An 18,542-nucleotide genomic window follows, 5' to 3' on the forward strand; every position below is an offset into this window, starting at 1 on the left:
ATGAAAAAAGATATTTTAATTGTAGATGGCTATAATGTTATATTTGATTGGTCTGACTTGAAATCACTCAGCAAGGAGTCTTTAGAACATGCCCGATTAGAATTACGTCATAGATTACTCAATTATGGGACCTATAAGGGATATAAAATTATTCTTGTATTTGATGGTAAGCACGCACCTTTTACAGCAGATGAACAGCGTATATCTGCAGATTTCATTGAAGTCTTTACAGGTACCCATGAGACGGCAGATGCTTATATTGAGCGTGAAGTCTTTAGTAAAAAGGGTCAATATAAGACAATCTACGTCGTAACAAGTGATGGGGAAGAACAAAGTCAAATTTTAGGATTTGGAGGATTACGCATATCAGCACGTGAATTACGTCATCAAATTGACTTAGCTAAACAAGAAGAACGTAAACGCTATACAGGGCATCATAGACGAGATGCTATGACATTACAACGTAATGAATTAGGTGCACATATTGATGGGGATGTGGCGGAAAAGCTTGAACGAATGCGACGAGGGGAGCTATGAGAGTAGCTCCTTTTGTTATGTTTGCCTTGATAATTTTTATAGAGGAATACTAGAATCAGTAGATACATGCATACATATTAGTATCTTACGGCGGATCTAGAACATAGAGATGATATATAAAAAAGAGGGTTAACTAAGAGAAATGGTATTTCTCCTTGTTAACCCTCTTTCAGAGTTCATTATAGAGCATTTACTTTAGCTGCTAAATTGGATTTTTTGCGAGCTGCAGTATTTTTATGAAGAACGCCTTTGGAGGCTGCTTTATCAATTACGCTTGTAGCATGAACTAGTGCTTTTTTAGCTTCTTCTACAGCGCCTGCTTGAGCAGCTTCTACAGTCTTACGAGTAGCTGTACGAATTTGAGATTTTACAGCAGAGTTTTTCGCACGACGTTCAGCATCCGTTTTTACGCTTCTAATACTGGATTTAATATTTGGCAATTGAGTCACCTCCTTGTGATTTACTGTATTATTACTAAAGTAGTATATCATAGGGCGTACAGTTTTGCAACTATTTTTATATTTACTCTAAGGAATATTGGCTTATATAGCAAGGGTTCATATAGGAATAACCTCTATTTTCATCACTCATGAGAGCAGGAAATATGATATAATTAATGATACATAAATCTATTAATAGGAGATGCTAATATGAAAAAATTAATGGTTATAGATGGCAGTAGTTTATTATATCGTGCATTTTTTGCACTTCCACCACTGCAAAATGCTCTAGGAGTTCCTACCAATGCGGTGTATGGATTCTTAACAATGCTTACAAAATTGTATGAAGAAATCAATCCTGATTATATTGCAGTTGCCTTTGATAAAGGTAAACAAACATTCCGTATGGATATTTACGAAGACTATAAAGGTACACGTCAAAGTGCACCAGATGAATTGCGCCCACAATTTAACTTGATCCGTGAAGTCTTAGAATCCTTAGGTATCATTGTCATTGAAGAAGAAGGATTTGAAGGCGATGATATCATTGGCTCGTTGAGTAAAAAATGGGGATCTTCAGACCTTGCTGTTCATATCATTACTGGTGATAGAGATAATCTGCAACTAGTCGATGAGTATACTAGTGTATTTTTAACAAAAAAAGGCATCACTGATATGCTTCATGTGACTATGGCTAATATGGAAGAACTGTATGGCTATGGCCCTCAAATGGTTATTGAAATGAAATCTCTTATGGGAGATTCTTCGGATAATATCCCAGGTGTGCCTGGTGTTGGTGAAAAAACAGCCCTTAAACTATTGAATCAATATGGTACGTTAGAGGGCGTGTATGAGCATATTGAGGAACAAAAAGGAAAACTGAAAGAACGATTAGTAGACAACAAAGACTTAGCGTTTATTTCGCATCAACTAGCTACCATCAAAACAGATATGGATATGCCTTATGAACTAGAGCAATTTGTTCCTGTAGTACATCGTAGTGAAGTGACACCCTTATTTGAAAAGTTAGGTTTTCACGCAGTAACACCAAGACTACTAAAAGCGATGGGTGTGGCAGAAGAAGGAACTTTATTCGATCAATTCTTAGCTCCACCAGTAGAAGAAATTGAATTAACGCATGTCACGGAAGTGCCACGAGAATTTTATGAAGATAAAGTGATTAGCCTTGTCTTGAAAGAAGCGGGAACACATCCATTTAGGACGATAGAAGCCTTATATCTATATAATGGAGATACCCAATTAGTTGTGAATGGATTTGTAGATGTAGCACATGTGGAAACAGTCTTTGAAGGGGCTAAGGAACTTGTTACAGATAATGCAAAGTTGTTATTTGAAGTGTTAGGTACTGAAACAACAGGTCGTATTTCAATTTTGAAAGAAGAAACTGTTCATATCAAAGATCTCACATTAATGGCGTATTTACTCGATCCTACACGAGCAAACTATGGTATGACTTATTTATGCGAACGTTTTGGACAATCTTCTATTCCTGCTACGGAAAATGAAACAGAGTGGGCTCTACAAGCACAAGCTTTATACCATATGCACGAGAAGGCTACGGAAGAGATGGAGACTGCTGGTGTATGGGACCTATATAGAGATATTGAACTACCATTATTACGTACTCTATGTGTACTAGAAAAAAATGGCATTTACATGGATGTAGACCAATTACACACTACATTGGAACGCTTCAAAGTAGAGGTTAGTGAACTACAAAACAAGATATTTACATTGGCTGGAGAAACTTTCAACATTAATTCGCCAAAACAATTGGGTGTTATCTTGTTTGAAAAATTACAATTGCCAGTGATTAAGAAAACAAAAACAGGTTATTCTACGGATGCGGAAGTCCTAGATATGCTTAGAAATGACCATGAAATTGTAGAACAAATTCTGGCCTATCGGTCAGTGGTAAAATTGGTATCTACCTACTTAGAAGGGTTTGAAGGACTTGTGAATCCTCATACTAACCGGATTCATACTTCTTTTAATCAAATGGTAACAGCTACTGGTCGTTTAAGTAGTTCCGATCCGAATTTGCAAAATATTCCTGTACGCAGTGAAAAAGGCCGAGAAATTCGAGCTTTATTTAAACCTCATGATGGATATGATATGTTAGTCAGCGCCGATTATTCTCAAATTGAATTGCGCATTTTAGCGCATTTGTCTGAGGATCCAGCGTTGATTCAAGCGTTCCAAAATGGTGAAGATATTCATCGTTTTACAGCAGCAGAAGTGTTGGGTAAATCCCTAGAAGAGGTAACACCACTAGAACGGTCTCATGCAAAGGCTATCAACTTCGGTATTATTTATGGTATAAGTGACTTTGGCTTGTCTCGTGACTTAGGTATTACGAGAGCAGAAGCAAAAGAATATATTGAGTTATATTTCAGTCGTTATCCACAAATTAAAGGGTACATGGACCGCATGGTGCAAGAAGCCCATGAAACTGGATCTGTACGCACTATGTTTGGCCGTGTTCGCCCATTGCCTGATATTAATAGCCGTAACTTTAACCGTCGATCCTTTGCGGAGCGTACAGCTATGAATACGCCAATTCAAGGGACAGCAGCAGACATTATTAAGTTAGCCATGAACCAAGTAGAACAAGCGCTAGAAGAGCAAAACTTGCAATCCCGTATTTTATTACAGGTACATGATGAACTAGTGCTAGAAGTAGTAGAATCGGAACAAGAGCAAGTAGAAACTCTGTTGCGTAATTGCATGGAACAAGTAGTGACATTACGAGTGCCATTGCAGGTAGATGTGCACAGTGCACAGAACTGGGCAGATGTAAAATAGTAGGCTTTTATAATTTCGATGCTATCGTTTGTGTATAGAATAGTTAAGTATGAGTAGAATCAAATGTGGGGTGTAAATATGTATAAAATCGGACTCACAGGAGGCATTGCCTCTGGTAAAAGTACAGTGTTACGATGGTTACAAAAAAAAGGTGTTCCCTATATTGATGCAGATGTAGTGGCTAGAGAAGTTGTTGAGCCAGGAACGCCAGGTTTACAGGAATTGATACAGGCTTTTGGACCTAATACAGTGCTAGAAGATGGCACATTAAATCGAGCTTATATTGGTAGCCTTGTATTTTCTGATTCAAAAGCCTTAGAAACTATCAATTCTATATTGCAACCTCACATTAGACATCGTATACAAGAATTGACAGAAGAGTGGGAAGCAAAAGGAAAACAAGCTATTATCTATGATATACCATTGATGTTTGAAACAGATTGGCATACGCAGATGGATGAGATTTGGTTGGTCTATGTGAATCCTGCTACTCAGTTAGAACGGCTGATGAAACGCAATGGTTATTCTGAACAAGAAGCATTAGATAGAATCCACAGCCAAATGAGTTTAGATGAAAAGCGTGCATTGAGCACAGTAATTATTGATAATTCAGGGACTATGAAACAGTTAGAAAAACAATTACGAAAATTGTGGAAAACGGCGAAAATCCACTTTCATAAGGAGGAACTATGAGAGTATCCACAGCATTTGCGTGGCTAATCGTGGTCCTGACAGCCTATTATGTGCAATATGGACAACCCTATTTAGCAAGACAATATGCATATCCGTTAGTGTATGAAAGCACTGTATTAAAATATTCAGGAACGTATCATGTTAGACCATCTATGGTAGCTGCTGTTATTTATACAGAAAGTAAATTTGATACAAACGCAAAATCTTTGCCAGGTGCCTTAGGGTTAATGCAGTTGATGCCAGAAACAGCCCATTGGATAGGGGAACAATTAAACCAGCCTAGTATATCAGACCAAGATATCAAAGAACCACATACGAATATCCAACTGGGAACTTGGTATCTATCGCATTTATTAGATGAGTTTAAAGGCAATGAAATCTTGGCATTGGCGGCGTACAATGCAGGGCGTGGTCATGTAGAGGAATGGATGCAAACCTATGGTTGGGATGATAATTTCGCTGATATAGACAAAATTCCATTTCCAGAAACAAAAGATTACGTGAAACGCGTGATGGCGCATGAAGCACAGTATCAAGCATTGTATAGTCAATTACGATAAAGGTAAATAGTATGGATGCAATAATAAAAGAATGTGAGGAACTTGACGTATCTTGGTTAGAACCTACCTTGGGTGACTTTCAACTCGTGGTGGAGAAAAAAGCCCTATCATCTACAGTATATAGCTTATTTTATTATATAAATGATGCCAATTGGCGGTGGTGGGTCCTCTATGATAAAGAAGTAGGAGATTACATGGTGCGCATTACGGTGCCTTTGGTAGACTTTGTAGACATTGCATTCGTTCGCGAGTCATTAGCGCCTTTTATGGACAATTTGAAAGCTAACTACAAAGTATCGATAACGAAACGGTTCCTAGAACCACAAGAGGGCTTTGTCTACGAATATAAGAAGAAGGGTATACCACAGTGGAATTATACAGAGGTATTACCACAAACGGTGGAAGGATATCATTTAGATGTAACGCCTCGTACAGCCTTAGATATGATCAATGGGTCTTATGTCATTGGTACCTATATCAAAGATAATGAGGAAACAGGAGTCGTCTTATTTTACAATACATTCCGAGATGAATTTTTTGGAGAAACTAGACAACAAGGCTATCCAGGAATTACACATGACTTAGATGCCACAACCATAGATAAGTTTGAACAAGCGATACTTAATCATTTACAAGACGTATTACAAAGTTTATAGCCTATCTGTAAGAATATATTTTCTAAGATGGAAACTAGTATGTCAGAGATAGGATTTACTTGTAATATCTATGCATAACTAATATAGATACAAACAGGATAGGAGCAGTATTTTGGAACAAATCCGAATAGAAAAATTAGGGAAATCCTTTGGGGTACGAGAAATTTTTTCGAATGTATCCTTTACTATACAACAAGGAGAGAGACTTGCTTTAGTTGGTCCTAATGGAGCAGGCAAATCGACGCTAATGAAATGCATACTAGGCATAGAAGAACATGATGCGGGCATCATTGTGAAAGACAGCAGTATCACCATTGGTTATTTACAACAAGATGTAAATTTAGGTGATGCTAGTTTAGAAGAAGAAATTCAAACGGCTTGGGCTGATGTACAGCACTTAGAATCTCAGTTACAAGCGTTAACGACAGAATTAGAAAATCGAGATGCCACAGAACAAGACTTGCGTCGTTTATCCTATTTACAAGAGCGATTAGAATGGCTTGGTGGCTATGATTATGAAAAACAAAGCCAACGTATTGCTTATGGTTTAGGATTTAATGACGAAGATTTAAAGAAGAAAGCTAGTGAATTTTCTGGGGGACAAAAAACGCGTATTAACTTGGCGAAAGCCTTGGTGCGTCGTCCTGACTTTTTATTTCTTGATGAGCCTACTAACCATTTAGATATGCTAATGTTAGAGTGGTTAGAGGGATATTTAAAATCCTACAAAGGTGGCATTGTTATTATTAGCCATGACCGATATTTCTTAGATCAAGTGGCGACAGAAGTAGTGGAATTATCTCATCATAAAGTACATACCTATAAAGGTAATTATAGCCAGTTCTTAAAACAACGAGAACAGCAACGAGTGGCGTATCAACGCGCCTATGAAAAGCAACAAGAACACATTCGTAAAACAGAAGAATATATTGACAAATATCGAGCAGGTATAAAATCTAAAATGGCACGGGGTCGTCAATCACAGTTAGATAGACTAGAGAGATTAGAGGCACCAGATCAAGATAGAGAGTTTACCTTTAGTTTTCCTAAGCCAGAAATGAGTGCAGACCGAGTATTGATGGTGGAAGATGTGTCCATTGGATATGATGTAGAACATCCAGTGGCTACCCATATTACGACGACCTTACGTCGAGGAGATGTGGTAGGCTTAATTGGTGCGAATGGAGCTGGAAAATCAACTCTTGTAAAAACAATTATGGGGGAACTTAATACACTTGATGGATCGATTATCACAGGCAATCGTGTGCAGACAGGCTACTTCTCACAAGAACATGAAGAATTACATCCTAGTTGGTCTGTGTTACAAGAGATTATGGCTCCTTATGATATGTCAGAAGAATCTGCTCGCAGCGTATTAGGTGCCTTTCAATTTAGAGGGAATGATGTATTCAAGTTAGTAGGAGATTTATCAGGTGGCGAACGGGCAAGGGTAGCCTTATTACAGTTATTTTTAGAAGGTCGTAACTTCTTAATCCTCGACGAACCAACAAATCATTTAGACATCCCTACACGAGAAACAGTGGAGCAAGCCTTACAACAGTTTGAGGGCACATTGCTCATTATTTCTCATGACAGATATTTGCTGGATGCTGTGGCAAAACGCATTGTGGTCTTAGATAATGGTGGCATTGAAGAGTTCCATGGTAATTATTCGTATTATAAAGAAAAAATGTTGGAACGATCTGTGTTAGCAGCACAACGATTAGAAGCGGAGCAGATGAAGTGCAACAATATGTCCAGCAATACAGTAGGAAAGGCTGACAATGCTAGAGATACAGCAGTGCGTGCAGATTCTAATGCTGAGATACATAAAGGTATATTAGAGGCTGCTATAACAGAGAAACAAGATACTAGCTATTCAGAAGCAGTGACAGCCCCTAAAAAGAAAACGAATTTTTTTATGCTAGAAAAGGAATTAGCCAAAGTAGAATCAGATATTGCACGGTATGAGGCGACTGTTAAAATGTATACGGTACAGCTACAGGACCCATCTATCCAAGGAGATATAGCAGAATATGAACGATTATCTCAAGAGTTAGCCAATACAACGTCACAGTTAGAGGCTCTCTATGAGCGGTGGGAACATCTTAGTGAAGAGGCTTAGGAGGTTTCTATGAAAGGTCGTTTTGCCCCCAGCCCTACAGGCCATATGCATGTAGGGAATTTGTGGGTTGTTTTCCTCTCGTATTGGTCCACACGACGTCAAGATGGTGAATATATAGTGCGCATAGAAGATGTAGATACACAACGATCTAAAGCAATCTATGCAGATCATATACTAGAAGATTTATCTTGGCTTGGTTTTACTTGGGACGAAGCACCTACGTATCAATCCGAACGTTTGGATATATACGAGAGATATTTACAAGAATTACGTAACCAAAAACGGTTATATCCATGTTATTGTAATCGAGCTCGCTTACAGGAAATTAGTAGCGCTCCTCATCAAAGTGAAGCCCATCATGTGTACGATGGATATTGTTTAACTCATGAGCCGACTATAGGTGAAAGATCTCCTTCATGGCGATTTCATATGAAGAATATAAGAGGATCCTTTCAGGATATATATCGAGGCGCGGTAGATTATGAAATCCAATCTTGTAGTGATGATATCGTGTTAAAACGATGGGATGGAATGATTGCCTATCATTTGGCGGTGGTCATTGATGATTATGAAATGGGTGTGACAGAAGTCATTCGAGGCAATGATTTACTGCCTGTGACGGGTCATCAAATTGCGCTGGCCCAAGCCTTGAGGCTTCCTGCTTTGCAATATGGTCATGTTCCTATGCTAGTAGATGCAGAAGGGTATCGTCTGTCTAAACGGCAACAAAGTATCACCATACGTGATCTGCAGAACCAAGGAGCTACACCAGAGAGGCTGTGGGCATGGTTTGCACTGGAAACGGGACTACTCACAATAGGAGACCTACCGATTTGCAAGAAAATTACACTTTCAGAGTTACTCGCAATTGACATTCCGAAAAATCGATTAGAACAAGATACAATTAAATTGACAAATTTCGATATTGTGGTATGATAGTACAGTAATGAGGTGATACGTATGTCAATGGAAACAGCGATCCAAGAAAAAACGTGGGCCGTCTTAGGTGCCACAACGAGAACCGATAAGTTCGGATATAAGATTTTCAAACATCTTGTGAATAAAGGATATACAGTGTATCCAGTGAATCCTAATATTACATCTATCGATGGCATACAATGCTATCCAAGCTTGCATGAGTTGCCAGTAGTACCTACTGTAGTCGACTTTGTTGTGCCAGAAAAAGTTGGTTTAGAAGCTCTAGATAGTTGTAAAGAGTTAGGGGTTAAGACCGTTTGGCTACAACCAGGTGCGGATAAACCGGCAGTAGTGAAAAAGGCAACTGAGTTAGGTCTTGAAGTGATTCAAGATTGTGTATTGATTCAAATTTAATAGGAGGCTTACATGAGCGCAATTATTGATGTAACATCTGCAAATTTTAAAGAAGTAGTAGCAACAAATGATAAAGTAACTGTTGTAGATTTCTGGGCACCATGGTGTGGATACTGTGTTCGCATGATGCCAGTATATGATGAATTAGCTGCTGCATTGGGTGACAAAGTGACATTGACAAAAGTAAACACTGATGAACAACCTGAATTGGCACAATTCTTCAAAATTGAAATTCTTCCTACATTTGCTATCTTCAAAAATGGTGAAATCGTAGATCGCAAAATCGGTTTCATTCCATTAGAAGAATTAAAAGCAGCTGTAGAAGCACATCTATAATACATACTAAGGACTGATACATTCAGTCCTTTTTTGTTTGCCTTAATGAGGTTATACTTCTAGCATATTAATACGTCTGCATTAGGTAACAACATGTATTCTTAAACATAGTATGCACGTTATTAATTATGGATTATAGAAAAAGCATGTATCTCAATGACAATGCGTCAAAAGATACATGCTTTTCTTATGTATACCGTTTATCTAATAAACTTTCTAATTTTTTTTCTTTTCGAGCGTCTAATACTTTGCCTGCCAAAATGGATGGTATTGCTACGCCCACACCAATGGATATAATGATAAGAATTGCGGTAACACCACTTTGAATCGCTTCTACGAGTGTAGTAGAAGTCAATGAGTTAATGTGTAACATGGCATATAAAAATCTATAGATGAATACACCAGGTACGAGAGGTATTGCTGAAGGTATAGCTAAGACAAGAGAAGATGTTTTAGCATATCGAGCGGCTTTCAAACAGAATAAACTTACCATAGCAGCTGCGATGAAAGTAGCACCGAATACAGAAAAACCTAGATGTAATATAAGTGTGTTTTTTACTAAGATTGCGATAAGACCACCAATGCCTATTAATGGTAATAGTCGTTTTGGTGTATAAAACATAACAGCATAGCCCGCAGCGCCCACAACAGCAGCTCCTAATAAAACGGGTGAAATACTGTCTGGTACAATGCTTAAATGGGTGAAGTCATAGGAATGATTAAAATATTGAGCCATACTAATGCCAACGGTCATACTTCCTACGATGAGTAGGGTATGTACAGCCCTAGAGATACCTGCCAAAATATGATTATTTAACAAGTCGTCCACTGTATTGATGAGAGGTATTCCGGGCACCATGAACAATGTACAAGCAATCATGGCATAGATGACATCAGCAGAGTCAAAAACACATCCGGATAGAAATGCTAACCCAGAGGATACTGCAGCAGCAGAGGCAATACTGATATAGCCATTAATTTGGAAACGTTTCAAAATTAATAGGACAATAAAGCCAAGGAGAGCGCAAAATGTTGTAATCCAAGCAGAGATGATGGTGCCACCAAATAAAATAGGAAAGGCACCACATGCAAAGCCTGCAAACACAGCAGAGGTTGCATTGGAATAGGGTGGATCGTTTTTGGCAATTTCTTCTAACTTTTGGGAAAACTCATCTAATGTATATACTTTTAGTAAAGCAGTCCAAGTTAATACGCTGATAGCTGAAATAACTTCCATATTGGCACCCATATATTGTACCTTACGGAAGGATGTAATACATTCACTTTCACCATGAATATTGATGAGAATATTAGAGTAGGCAATATGAATATGTAAATAGTCTTTAGGGATGCCCATATAAGCTGCAGCACGGCGCATATCACGAACAATTTGGTTCGCATTAGCACCATTTTCAGATAGCAAACAGCCCATACGTAATAAGATAGTTACCTTCTTGCGAATTTCTACAAAAGGTTCTTCTAAAATCTGTAGGTCTTGCTTTGTATACTGGGCCATCTTAATGAGACTTCCGTAAATATTTTGTGTCTAAATCTACATCAACTTCCACAGTATCTGCGTCAGGTTCAGCATCTACAAACTCAATTGATTCCAAATGTTGTACCACTTGGGCACGGATAAAACCTAAATACACTTCATATAAATCTTTTTTTTCTGCTAACTCTTCTTCTGTTAAGCTTTGGCCAGATTTTTTTTTCGCTGCCAATGCATTAATGCGTGTTAACGCTTCTTCCATAGTCATATCTTTTTTTTCTTGTTCTGTCATAGATAATCTCCTTATTTGTTAGCGCACACCCTTTGTGGTATGATACACTATATATTAGTGTTAGATGAAAGTATCTAACTGATGATATTCATTGTAGATTTATATTATAACACAGTTTATATAGTTTTTTCATCTTAGAGGAGAAGGCTCCGATGCGAATCACAAAAGCCATCAAGGCAGAGCAAATACGAATATTGGGAGAAGTCTACCATGATGCAAAACCGGCACTAGAGTTTACTACGCCTTTTGAATTACTAGTAGCGGTAGCATTATCTGCACAATGTACTGACGAACGAGTCAACATTGTAACAAAACGACTCTTTCCGAAATATAGCGATCCTAAAGACATGTATGAATTAGGTATACCTGGATTAGAGGCGCTCATTAAAGATTGCGGGTTATATCGTTCCAAAGCTAAACATATTCATGAAACATGCAAAATTTTAGTGGAACAATACAATAGTGAAGTGCCCCGAGATTTTGATACCTTAGTCACATTGCCAGGGGTTGGTCGTAAAACAGCCAATGTATTAGTATCCATACTATTTGATACGCCAGCCATTGCGGTAGATACTCATGTGTTCCGAGTGTCCAATCGGTTAGGTATTGCCAAGGGTAAAACACCAGACGAAGTAGAAAAGAAACTGAAAAAAGCAATTCCTATGGAACACTGGAGTGCTGCACATCATTGGCTGATCTGGCATGGCCGAAAGATTTGCAAAGCACGAAAACCATTATGTGACGAATGCCCTTTATATGATGTATGCCAATCGGCGGGGAAGGTATAATATGACAGAACAAATGAGACGTCTCATTGAGACTTTTACAAAAGTAGGTATTACAGGACCAGCTATCGTACAAGAAATAGCAAGATTTAGAGTATTAGATCAAATCATTTCCCAAAGTGGTGAAGTCCGTGAGTGGGGCATTACACCGAAAGAACTATTTGAGCTTGCTCAAACATCCACAGTAGATATGTTTGGACCCCTGCCATATGATGAAACAGGATTCAAGGAAATTTATGGAATTTCTTTTAGTGTTGAGCTAATGGATTTCATCAGTGCCACAGGTTATTATGAAGGCGTGTCTGCAGGTCGTCAGTGGTCTGTACCGATGCAAGAAGTGATTGACTTTCATAAGAATACAGAGGGGATTATTCTCTTTGCCTATTTTGAGGAATATGCAGCCATTGCAGAAGAAATAATGCAAACCCTTCCCACAGATCGTTTGCTGTTTTATACAGCCTCTGAAAGCTGCTATGACCTATTCCGTAGTCTATATCCATTAGCACCAGTGATCAATGAATGGCCAGAAGATGTCATCTTTGACCACATTGTAGCAGCTACATCCGGCATGTTCACAGCCCCAGTAACGACGATAGAAGAAATGGCGGCTCGTGTGAATAATGTAAGCGAAAAAGGCACTGTACGTTACTTCATTCCAGTGTCTGCAGTACAAGATCAATTGAATATGAATCGAGTAGCCTTGCAGTTCATGATTCTTCAAAATCATTTAGAAGTAGTTCGAGAATGGGCTCCATTGCAAACGTATGAATTCCGTTATGGAGTAGGTCCTGTGAAAAAAGTAGATCTTTCTATTTGTGAAATTGTTGAAGATGGATACAAACAAACAAACTTTATTCCACTACCGCATGAAGTATTAGCCTCTATGGAAACATTTAGCTTAGCTCATTATGGACTTTCATTATATGGAGTGCAAGTAAGTATGAATCCGAAGCATCCAACTATGGGTGAGGATGGATACATGCATGGCGATTATCGGATTCCAACCTATATGCAACGCATGTTTGAAGCCTTGGAAGGATACTATTTACGAGTGTCTATGAAAGGTATCGATGTATCGGTTACATTGGAACACAAACAGGGTATTCCATTAGGTGCTTCTCCAGAAGATGCAACTGTACAAGAAGTAATGGAACAATCAATTTTACAAGATGATACAGTAGCATATCATTGGTATTTTAATCATCCAAGTGCACCATTCTTGTGGTATACCTATTTCAACAGTGAAGAAGGAAAACAAGTAGTACGTACATTAGCATCCATGGTAACTACTACACCAGCCTTATTGCAATTAATGGGTAGTTGTCGTCGTCAAGTAGTGAAAGAAGAGGCGCTAGCTACATTTACTACAAGCTTTACCAATTCATTACAACAATATGAAACAGAAAAAACGCAAGCTGAAACAAACTGGGCCAATGCTTTGGTAGGATTGGCTAAAGATATTGTGCCAGAACCAACTGTCTTATCAGATGAAACAAAAGAAGTAGAGGAGGGCTAATCATGGCTGTGGTTAATTATTCAATTTATAAAGTACTAGGTACACTTTCAGAAAATAAAGATGGCATGAAAAAGCAACTAACATGCACAAGTTGGGGACGTTACAATCCTAAATTCGATATCCGTGCTTGGGATGAAGATTACTCACAAATGACAAAAGGTGTAACCTTAACATTAGAAGAAATTTTAGAACTAAAAGAAATCTTAAACTCTGTAGATTTAGAAGAAGCTTTAGAAGAAGCAAAACAAGAACGAGCAGAGGCTAAAAAATTAGAAGCAGAAAAATCTGAATAAGTCACAGTCCCTAGTATTGCATAGAGTATAGCATTCGTGATATAATCTATAGGAAAAGTTTAGACGTTGAAAAGAGGTGTATATACATGAAAGAAGGAATTCATCCTAATTATGCGGAAGCAACTGTAACTTGCGGTTGTGGAAACACATTCAAAACTGGTTCTGTTAAAGGTGATCTTCGCGTGGACGTTTGCTCCAACTGCCATCCATTCTTCACAGGCCAACAACGTGCGGCTAAAGCTCGCGGTCGTATCGAACAATTTAACAAACGTTACGGCAAATAATTACGTAAATAACCTATACAAATTAATTGGCAGAGCTAAGGCTCTGCCTATATTTGTTTTACAGGAGACCCTATGACTCAACAGCGAGTAAAAAAATATGTAGGTGGACAAGCCGTCATTGAAGGGGTTATGATGCGTGGTCCTAAGATTATGGCCACAGCTTGTCGAAAACCAGATGGAACCATCACGGTTAAAGAAGAACCTACGAAATCTATCCAAGACAAGTATCCCATATTAAAGTTGCCATTTCTGCGTGGAGTAGTAGCTTTATTTGAATCCTTAGTGATTGGTATGAAAGCCTTATCCTTTTCGGCACAGGCCTCTGGAGAGGAAGAGGAAGAGGTATCTAATAAAGAAATTGCCATCACTATGGCTGTATCTGTACTCATTGCAGCTGCATTATTTATCGCCTTACCGACATGGTTGGCAAAATTTATGCCAGGTGCAGGCACAGATCATATGATATTGAATTTATATGAAGGAATTATTCGTTTAATCCTTTTTTTATTATATATTTTTGCTATTGGACTCACTCCAGATATTAAGCGTGTCTTTCAGTATCATGGGGCAGAGCATAAAACAATACACACCTATGAAAATGATATGGAATTAACCGTGGAAAATGTGCGAAATCATTCTAGATTACATGCACGCTGCGGTACTAATTTCTTATTATTCGTCATGGTAGTGAGTATTATTGTATTCGCATTTCTAGGTTGGCCTAATTTAGTGGAACGTATAGTATCTAGATTAGCCTTGATGCCAGTGGTGGCTGGAATTTCCTATGAATTGATTCACCTAGCTGGACGGACACAGCATCCACTCATGAAAGCCATCATTGCTCCTGGTTTAGCCCTACAATATATGACTACGAGAGAGCCAGAGGATGACCAAATTGAAGTGGCTATTCGTGCCTTACAATCTGTGCGACCTAGTGAAGAAGATGCTTACGAAGAAGATTAGAAAGGAGTCACCGTGTTAGTAGATAAACTGCAAGTGATTGAAGATAAATTTTTAGACTTGGAACAGCGCATTTCTGACCCAGATGTGATTGCTCGCCAAGAAGAATGGCGTAAACTGACTCGCCAACATGCATCATTAACGGATACAGTGAACACATTCCGTCAATATAAACAAGTCTTAGCCGGCATTGAAGAAGCCTTAGAAGTATTAGGTGATAAAAGCCTAGATGAAGACTTCCGTGCTATGGCACAAGAAGAATTGAATGAATTAAAAGTTCGTCGAGATGAATTAGAGGCAGAATTACATATTTTGCTATTACCAAAAGATCCGAACGATGATAAAAATATTATCGTCGAAATTCGTGGCGGTGCCGGTGGTGATGAAGCAGCTTTGTTCGCAGGAGATTTATTCCGCATGTTTACAAAGTACGCAGAAACACAAGGCTGGAGATGTACCATCATCGATGCGAACGAGCCTGAATTAGGAGGCTTCAAAGAGGTCGTATTCTCTATCGAAGGCGACAGTGTATATTCTAAGTTAAAATTTGAAAGTGGCGTACACCGTGTGCAACGTGTGCCAGATACAGAATCTTCTGGACGTATTCATACGTCTACTGTAACTGTTGCGGTATTGCCAGAAGCAGAAGACATCGATATCGAAATCAATGAAAAAGATTTAGAGATCGATACGTACCGTGCATCTGGTGCAGGTGGACAGCACATTAATAAAACAGAGTCAGCTGTCCGTATTACACACAAACCATCTGGTATTGTGGTAGCTTGTCAGGATGAGCGTTCTCAGTTGAAAAACCGTGAAAAAGCCATGCGTGTATTGCGTGCTAAATTACAAGATAAGGCAGAGCAAGAGGCGACATCCGCTATGGCAGCAGACCGTAAAAGCCAAGTGGGTACAGGGGATCGCTCCGAGCGTATTCGTACGTACAACTATCCACAAGGTCGTGTGACAGACCATCGCATTAACTTAACTTTATACAAATTAAATGCTGTATTAAATGGGGATATGGATGAATTAATCCAAGCTTTAATCACAGCAGAACAAGCCGCTAAAATGCAAGAGGCAAATCAACATGGATAATGAGTTATGGACAATTAGTCGCATGCTCCAATGGACAGAGCAGTATTTTCGCTCCAAAGGCATAGAATCAAGCCGCTTGGATGGGGAAGTACTGCTTTCTCATAGTTTGGGCTGTGACCGCATGTATTTATATGTCAATTTTGATCGACCTTTGGACAAAGCTGAATTAGATGCCTATCGACCTCTAGTGGTACAGCGTGCGAATGGGTATAGCGTAGCCGCTATTACAGGGCATAAAGAATTTATGGGGTTAGACTTTCATGTGAACGAGCATGTATTGATTCCACGTCCTGATACGGAAACATTAATTGAGGATATACTAGCTCTTTATGATGTGGATGCATCGCCACGCGTTTTAGACTTATGTACAGGTCCCGGTACCATTTTATTAAGTCTATTGCATTATTTGCCCAATGCCACTGGTGTAGGTGTAGATATTTCGAACAAAGCTTTAGCAGTAGCTGAGGAGAATCGCATATCTCTGGAATTAGCCGATGTTTCAAGGTTCTGTGAAAGTGATATAAAGCAACTATTAGAACAGGTGAAAGTAGGCAAAGGTACTGAATTTAGTGCGGTATTGGATGCTTGTAAGTCTCTATTTGGTGAAGAACTAACATCCTTAGAAGGTATATTTGATGTGCTTGTGTCAAACCCACCATATATTACCACCGCAGAGATGAACACATTATCTCAAGAAGTATTGCATGAACCTCATATTGCCCTTCATGGAGGAGATTCGGGATTAGAGTTTTACATTCCTATCATTCGTGAAGGCTGGCGTTTTGTAAAAGACGGCGGATACCTTGCCGTCGAAATTGGACAAGGCCAAGAAGAGGCTGTATCAAAGCTAGCCGCAGAAACAGGATGCTATGGAGAACCAGTGTATCAACAAGATATAGCTGGTATTATTCGTGAAGTGCGTTGGGAAGTACGACGCTCTTCTATATAAAATTTTGTCCGATACATGTGATAGCGTAGATAGAGCGCCATATACTTCTCCACAAATTTACGTTCCACTGAGATTTGCTCCGAAGTATATGGCACTCTATCTGTAGTAATCAACAATATACTGTACAAATAAAAGTTTATATACGGCTCGCTTTGTGGAGGAAGGATGAGAATTGAAAATTACTGGCTCATATAGTTTAAAATAAGTTTGTTATAAGTGATATAATAGTAAATAGGAAACAGTACATAGGAAAGGAGGTACGATATGGAAGCATTAGATCGTATTGAGACACAGTTATTAACTGCAAATGATATTGAGTTAGCGGGCACTTTGCTTCGTGTAGGCGATTTAGTAGCTATACCTACGGAGACGGTCTACGGCTTAGGTGCTAATGGACTGGCAGCAGATGCGATGGATCGTATTTATGCCGCCAAGGGACGACCTTCTGATAATCCTTTAATTTTACATGTATGTGACCAGTCTATGGTACATCGTTTAGTGAAACATATCTCTCCTTTAGAACAAAGATTAATGGATACCTTTTGGCCGGGTCCATTGACGATCACCTTTGAAAAGTCTGCGCTAGTGCCAGAGCGTGCGACTGGTGGACTTTCACGGGTGGCATTACGATGCCCAGACCATGAGGTGTGTCGTGAGATGATACGTATTGCGGGTGTGCCTATTGCAGCGCCTAGTGCCAACCGTTCAGGTCGGCCAAGTCCGACTACGGCAGAAGCAGTCTTACACGATATGAAAGGACGTATTCATGCAATAGTGGATGCAGGTCCCTGTGAAATAGGTGTAGAATCTACAGTTGTACAAGTCGAAGATGATACTGTGATTATCCTACGTCCCGGTGGAGTTACAAAAGAGATGCTAGAAATGGTGGCAGACCAGGTGATATATGATACGGCATTGCATGATCCTACAGAGGCGCCGAAAGCGCCAGGGATGAAATATCGCCATTATGCTCCAGATATGCCGGTACAAGTACTAGTGGGACAGTCATTAACAGTAGCGGAACACATGAAAAACATCATAGATACGATAGTTCAGCAGGAACCTATGTTACAGGAAGATTGTACGGGAAAACCGAGAATTGGGTTATTACTTTCAGAGGAAACTTTGGAAAACTTAAATGCAGTAATTCCTAATTTTACACTGTCAGTAGATATCATTGTATATGGTGAACATGCAGAACCTACTGCATTGGCTAACCGTTTATATGATAGTTTGTTACAGTTTAACGACATTGGTGTGGATATATTACTTGTGGAAGGCTGTGCACCGGCAGGACTTGGTGTAGCTGTTATGAATCGCTTAGAGAAGGCCAGTGGTGGTCATGTGAAATTTGTGTAAAGTATAGTA

20 protein-coding genes are annotated in these 18,542 nt (G+C 39.1%); 17 read left to right on the forward strand and 3 right to left on the reverse strand.

All coding sequences use genetic code 11. The annotated features are described in order from the left end of the window. Positions 1-537 carry an NYN domain-containing protein gene (locus EO116_RS04705; protein ID WP_127160859.1) on the forward strand — a complete coding sequence of 179 codons (537 nt, stop codon included), beginning with the start codon at positions 1-3 and terminating at the stop codon, positions 535-537. Between the two features lie 179 nt (positions 538-716). Here EO116_RS04705 and rpsT read toward each other — a convergent pair whose 3' ends face one another. Further along, complete coding sequence (gene rpsT / locus EO116_RS04710; protein ID WP_009354152.1) at positions 717-977, reverse strand: 30S ribosomal protein S20; 261 nt, start codon at positions 975-977, stop codon at positions 717-719. A 210-nt stretch (positions 978-1,187) separates the two neighbouring features. On the opposite strand from rpsT, the gene polA reads away from it, so the two are divergent. From polA to trxA, 8 genes are all read left to right on the forward strand, one after another. Beyond that, positions 1,188-3,803: a DNA polymerase I gene (polA, locus tag EO116_RS04715; RefSeq protein ID WP_127160860.1), complete on the forward strand. Its 2,616-nt coding sequence runs from the start codon at positions 1,188-1,190 to the stop codon at positions 3,801-3,803. Between the two features lie 78 nt (positions 3,804-3,881). Continuing rightward, positions 3,882-4,496, forward strand: a complete 615-nt coding sequence (gene coaE / locus EO116_RS04720; protein ID WP_127160861.1) for a dephospho-CoA kinase — start codon at positions 3,882-3,884, stop codon at positions 4,494-4,496. Further along, positions 4,493-5,056 carry a lytic transglycosylase domain-containing protein gene (locus tag EO116_RS04725; RefSeq protein ID WP_127160862.1) on the forward strand — a complete coding sequence of 188 codons (564 nt, stop codon included), beginning with the start codon at positions 4,493-4,495 and terminating at the stop codon, positions 5,054-5,056. Before coaE ends, EO116_RS04725 begins: the two co-directional genes overlap by 4 nt. A gap of 11 nt (positions 5,057-5,067) precedes the next feature. Further along, positions 5,068-5,712, forward strand: a complete 645-nt coding sequence (locus tag EO116_RS04730) for a hypothetical protein (protein WP_127160863.1) — start codon at positions 5,068-5,070, stop codon at positions 5,710-5,712. A gap of 112 nt (positions 5,713-5,824) precedes the next feature. After that, positions 5,825-7,837: an ABC-F family ATP-binding cassette domain-containing protein gene (locus tag EO116_RS04735; RefSeq protein WP_127160864.1), complete on the forward strand. Its 2,013-nt coding sequence runs from the start codon at positions 5,825-5,827 to the stop codon at positions 7,835-7,837. A 9-nt stretch (positions 7,838-7,846) separates the two neighbouring features. After that, entirely contained in the window at positions 7,847-8,773 is a 927-nt protein-coding gene (gene gluQRS, locus EO116_RS04740) for a tRNA glutamyl-Q(34) synthetase GluQRS (protein WP_127160865.1), read from the forward strand. A gap of 24 nt (positions 8,774-8,797) precedes the next feature. After that, a complete protein-coding gene (locus tag EO116_RS04745; protein WP_127160866.1) occupies positions 8,798-9,169 on the forward strand; it encodes a CoA-binding protein in 372 nt (123 codons plus the stop codon). A gap of 12 nt (positions 9,170-9,181) precedes the next feature. Next, positions 9,182-9,505, forward strand: a complete 324-nt coding sequence (trxA, locus tag EO116_RS04750; RefSeq protein WP_009354160.1) for a thioredoxin — start codon at positions 9,182-9,184, stop codon at positions 9,503-9,505. Positions 9,506-9,692: 187 nt separating this feature from the next. On the opposite strand, the gene EO116_RS04755 is transcribed toward trxA, so the two are convergent. Then, positions 9,693-11,021: a threonine/serine exporter ThrE family protein gene (locus EO116_RS04755; protein ID WP_127160867.1), complete on the reverse strand. Its 1,329-nt coding sequence runs from the start codon at positions 11,019-11,021 to the stop codon at positions 9,693-9,695. Position 11,022: 1 nt separating this feature from the next. Beyond that, the gene (locus tag EO116_RS04760; RefSeq protein ID WP_240629133.1) at positions 11,023-11,289 is read right to left on the reverse strand and encodes a DUF896 domain-containing protein; all 267 of its coding nucleotides are present in this window, start codon (positions 11,287-11,289) and stop codon (positions 11,023-11,025) included. A 152-nt stretch (positions 11,290-11,441) separates the two neighbouring features. Here EO116_RS04760 and nth point away from each other — a divergent pair, with 152 nt between their 5' ends. From nth to EO116_RS04800, 8 genes are all read left to right on the forward strand, one after another. After that, positions 11,442-12,077, forward strand: a complete 636-nt coding sequence (gene nth / locus EO116_RS04765; RefSeq protein ID WP_127160868.1) for an endonuclease III — start codon at positions 11,442-11,444, stop codon at positions 12,075-12,077. A gap of 1 nt (position 12,078) precedes the next feature. Beyond that, the gene (locus EO116_RS04770) at positions 12,079-13,590 is read left to right on the forward strand and encodes a hypothetical protein (protein WP_127160869.1); all 1,512 of its coding nucleotides are present in this window, start codon (positions 12,079-12,081) and stop codon (positions 13,588-13,590) included. Positions 13,591-13,592: 2 nt separating this feature from the next. After that, positions 13,593-13,883, forward strand: a complete 291-nt coding sequence (locus EO116_RS04775) for a YdbC family protein (protein ID WP_009354108.1) — start codon at positions 13,593-13,595, stop codon at positions 13,881-13,883. An 86-nt stretch (positions 13,884-13,969) separates the two neighbouring features. Beyond that, positions 13,970-14,167: a 50S ribosomal protein L31 gene (rpmE, locus tag EO116_RS04780; protein ID WP_009354094.1), complete on the forward strand. Its 198-nt coding sequence runs from the start codon at positions 13,970-13,972 to the stop codon at positions 14,165-14,167. Between the two features lie 72 nt (positions 14,168-14,239). Continuing rightward, positions 14,240-15,130 (forward strand): DUF1385 domain-containing protein, encoded by an 891-nt coding sequence (locus EO116_RS04785; RefSeq protein ID WP_127160870.1) that lies wholly within the window; start codon positions 14,240-14,242, stop codon positions 15,128-15,130. A gap of 12 nt (positions 15,131-15,142) precedes the next feature. Continuing rightward, a complete protein-coding gene (gene prfA / locus EO116_RS04790; RefSeq protein WP_062402531.1) occupies positions 15,143-16,225 on the forward strand; it encodes a peptide chain release factor 1 in 1,083 nt (360 codons plus the stop codon). Further along, positions 16,218-17,174, forward strand: a complete 957-nt coding sequence (prmC, locus tag EO116_RS04795) for a peptide chain release factor N(5)-glutamine methyltransferase (protein ID WP_127160871.1) — start codon at positions 16,218-16,220, stop codon at positions 17,172-17,174. The genes prfA and prmC overlap by 8 nt, the downstream gene beginning before the upstream one ends. 264 nt (positions 17,175-17,438) lie before the next feature. Beyond that, positions 17,439-18,533 carry an L-threonylcarbamoyladenylate synthase gene (locus tag EO116_RS04800; RefSeq protein WP_127160872.1) on the forward strand — a complete coding sequence of 365 codons (1,095 nt, stop codon included), beginning with the start codon at positions 17,439-17,441 and terminating at the stop codon, positions 18,531-18,533. Positions 18,534-18,542 lie beyond the last annotated feature (9 nt).

It is taken from the genome of Veillonella sp. VA137 (genome assembly GCF_003992015.1).
GTDB lineage: Bacteria > Bacillota > Negativicutes > Veillonellales > Veillonellaceae > F0422.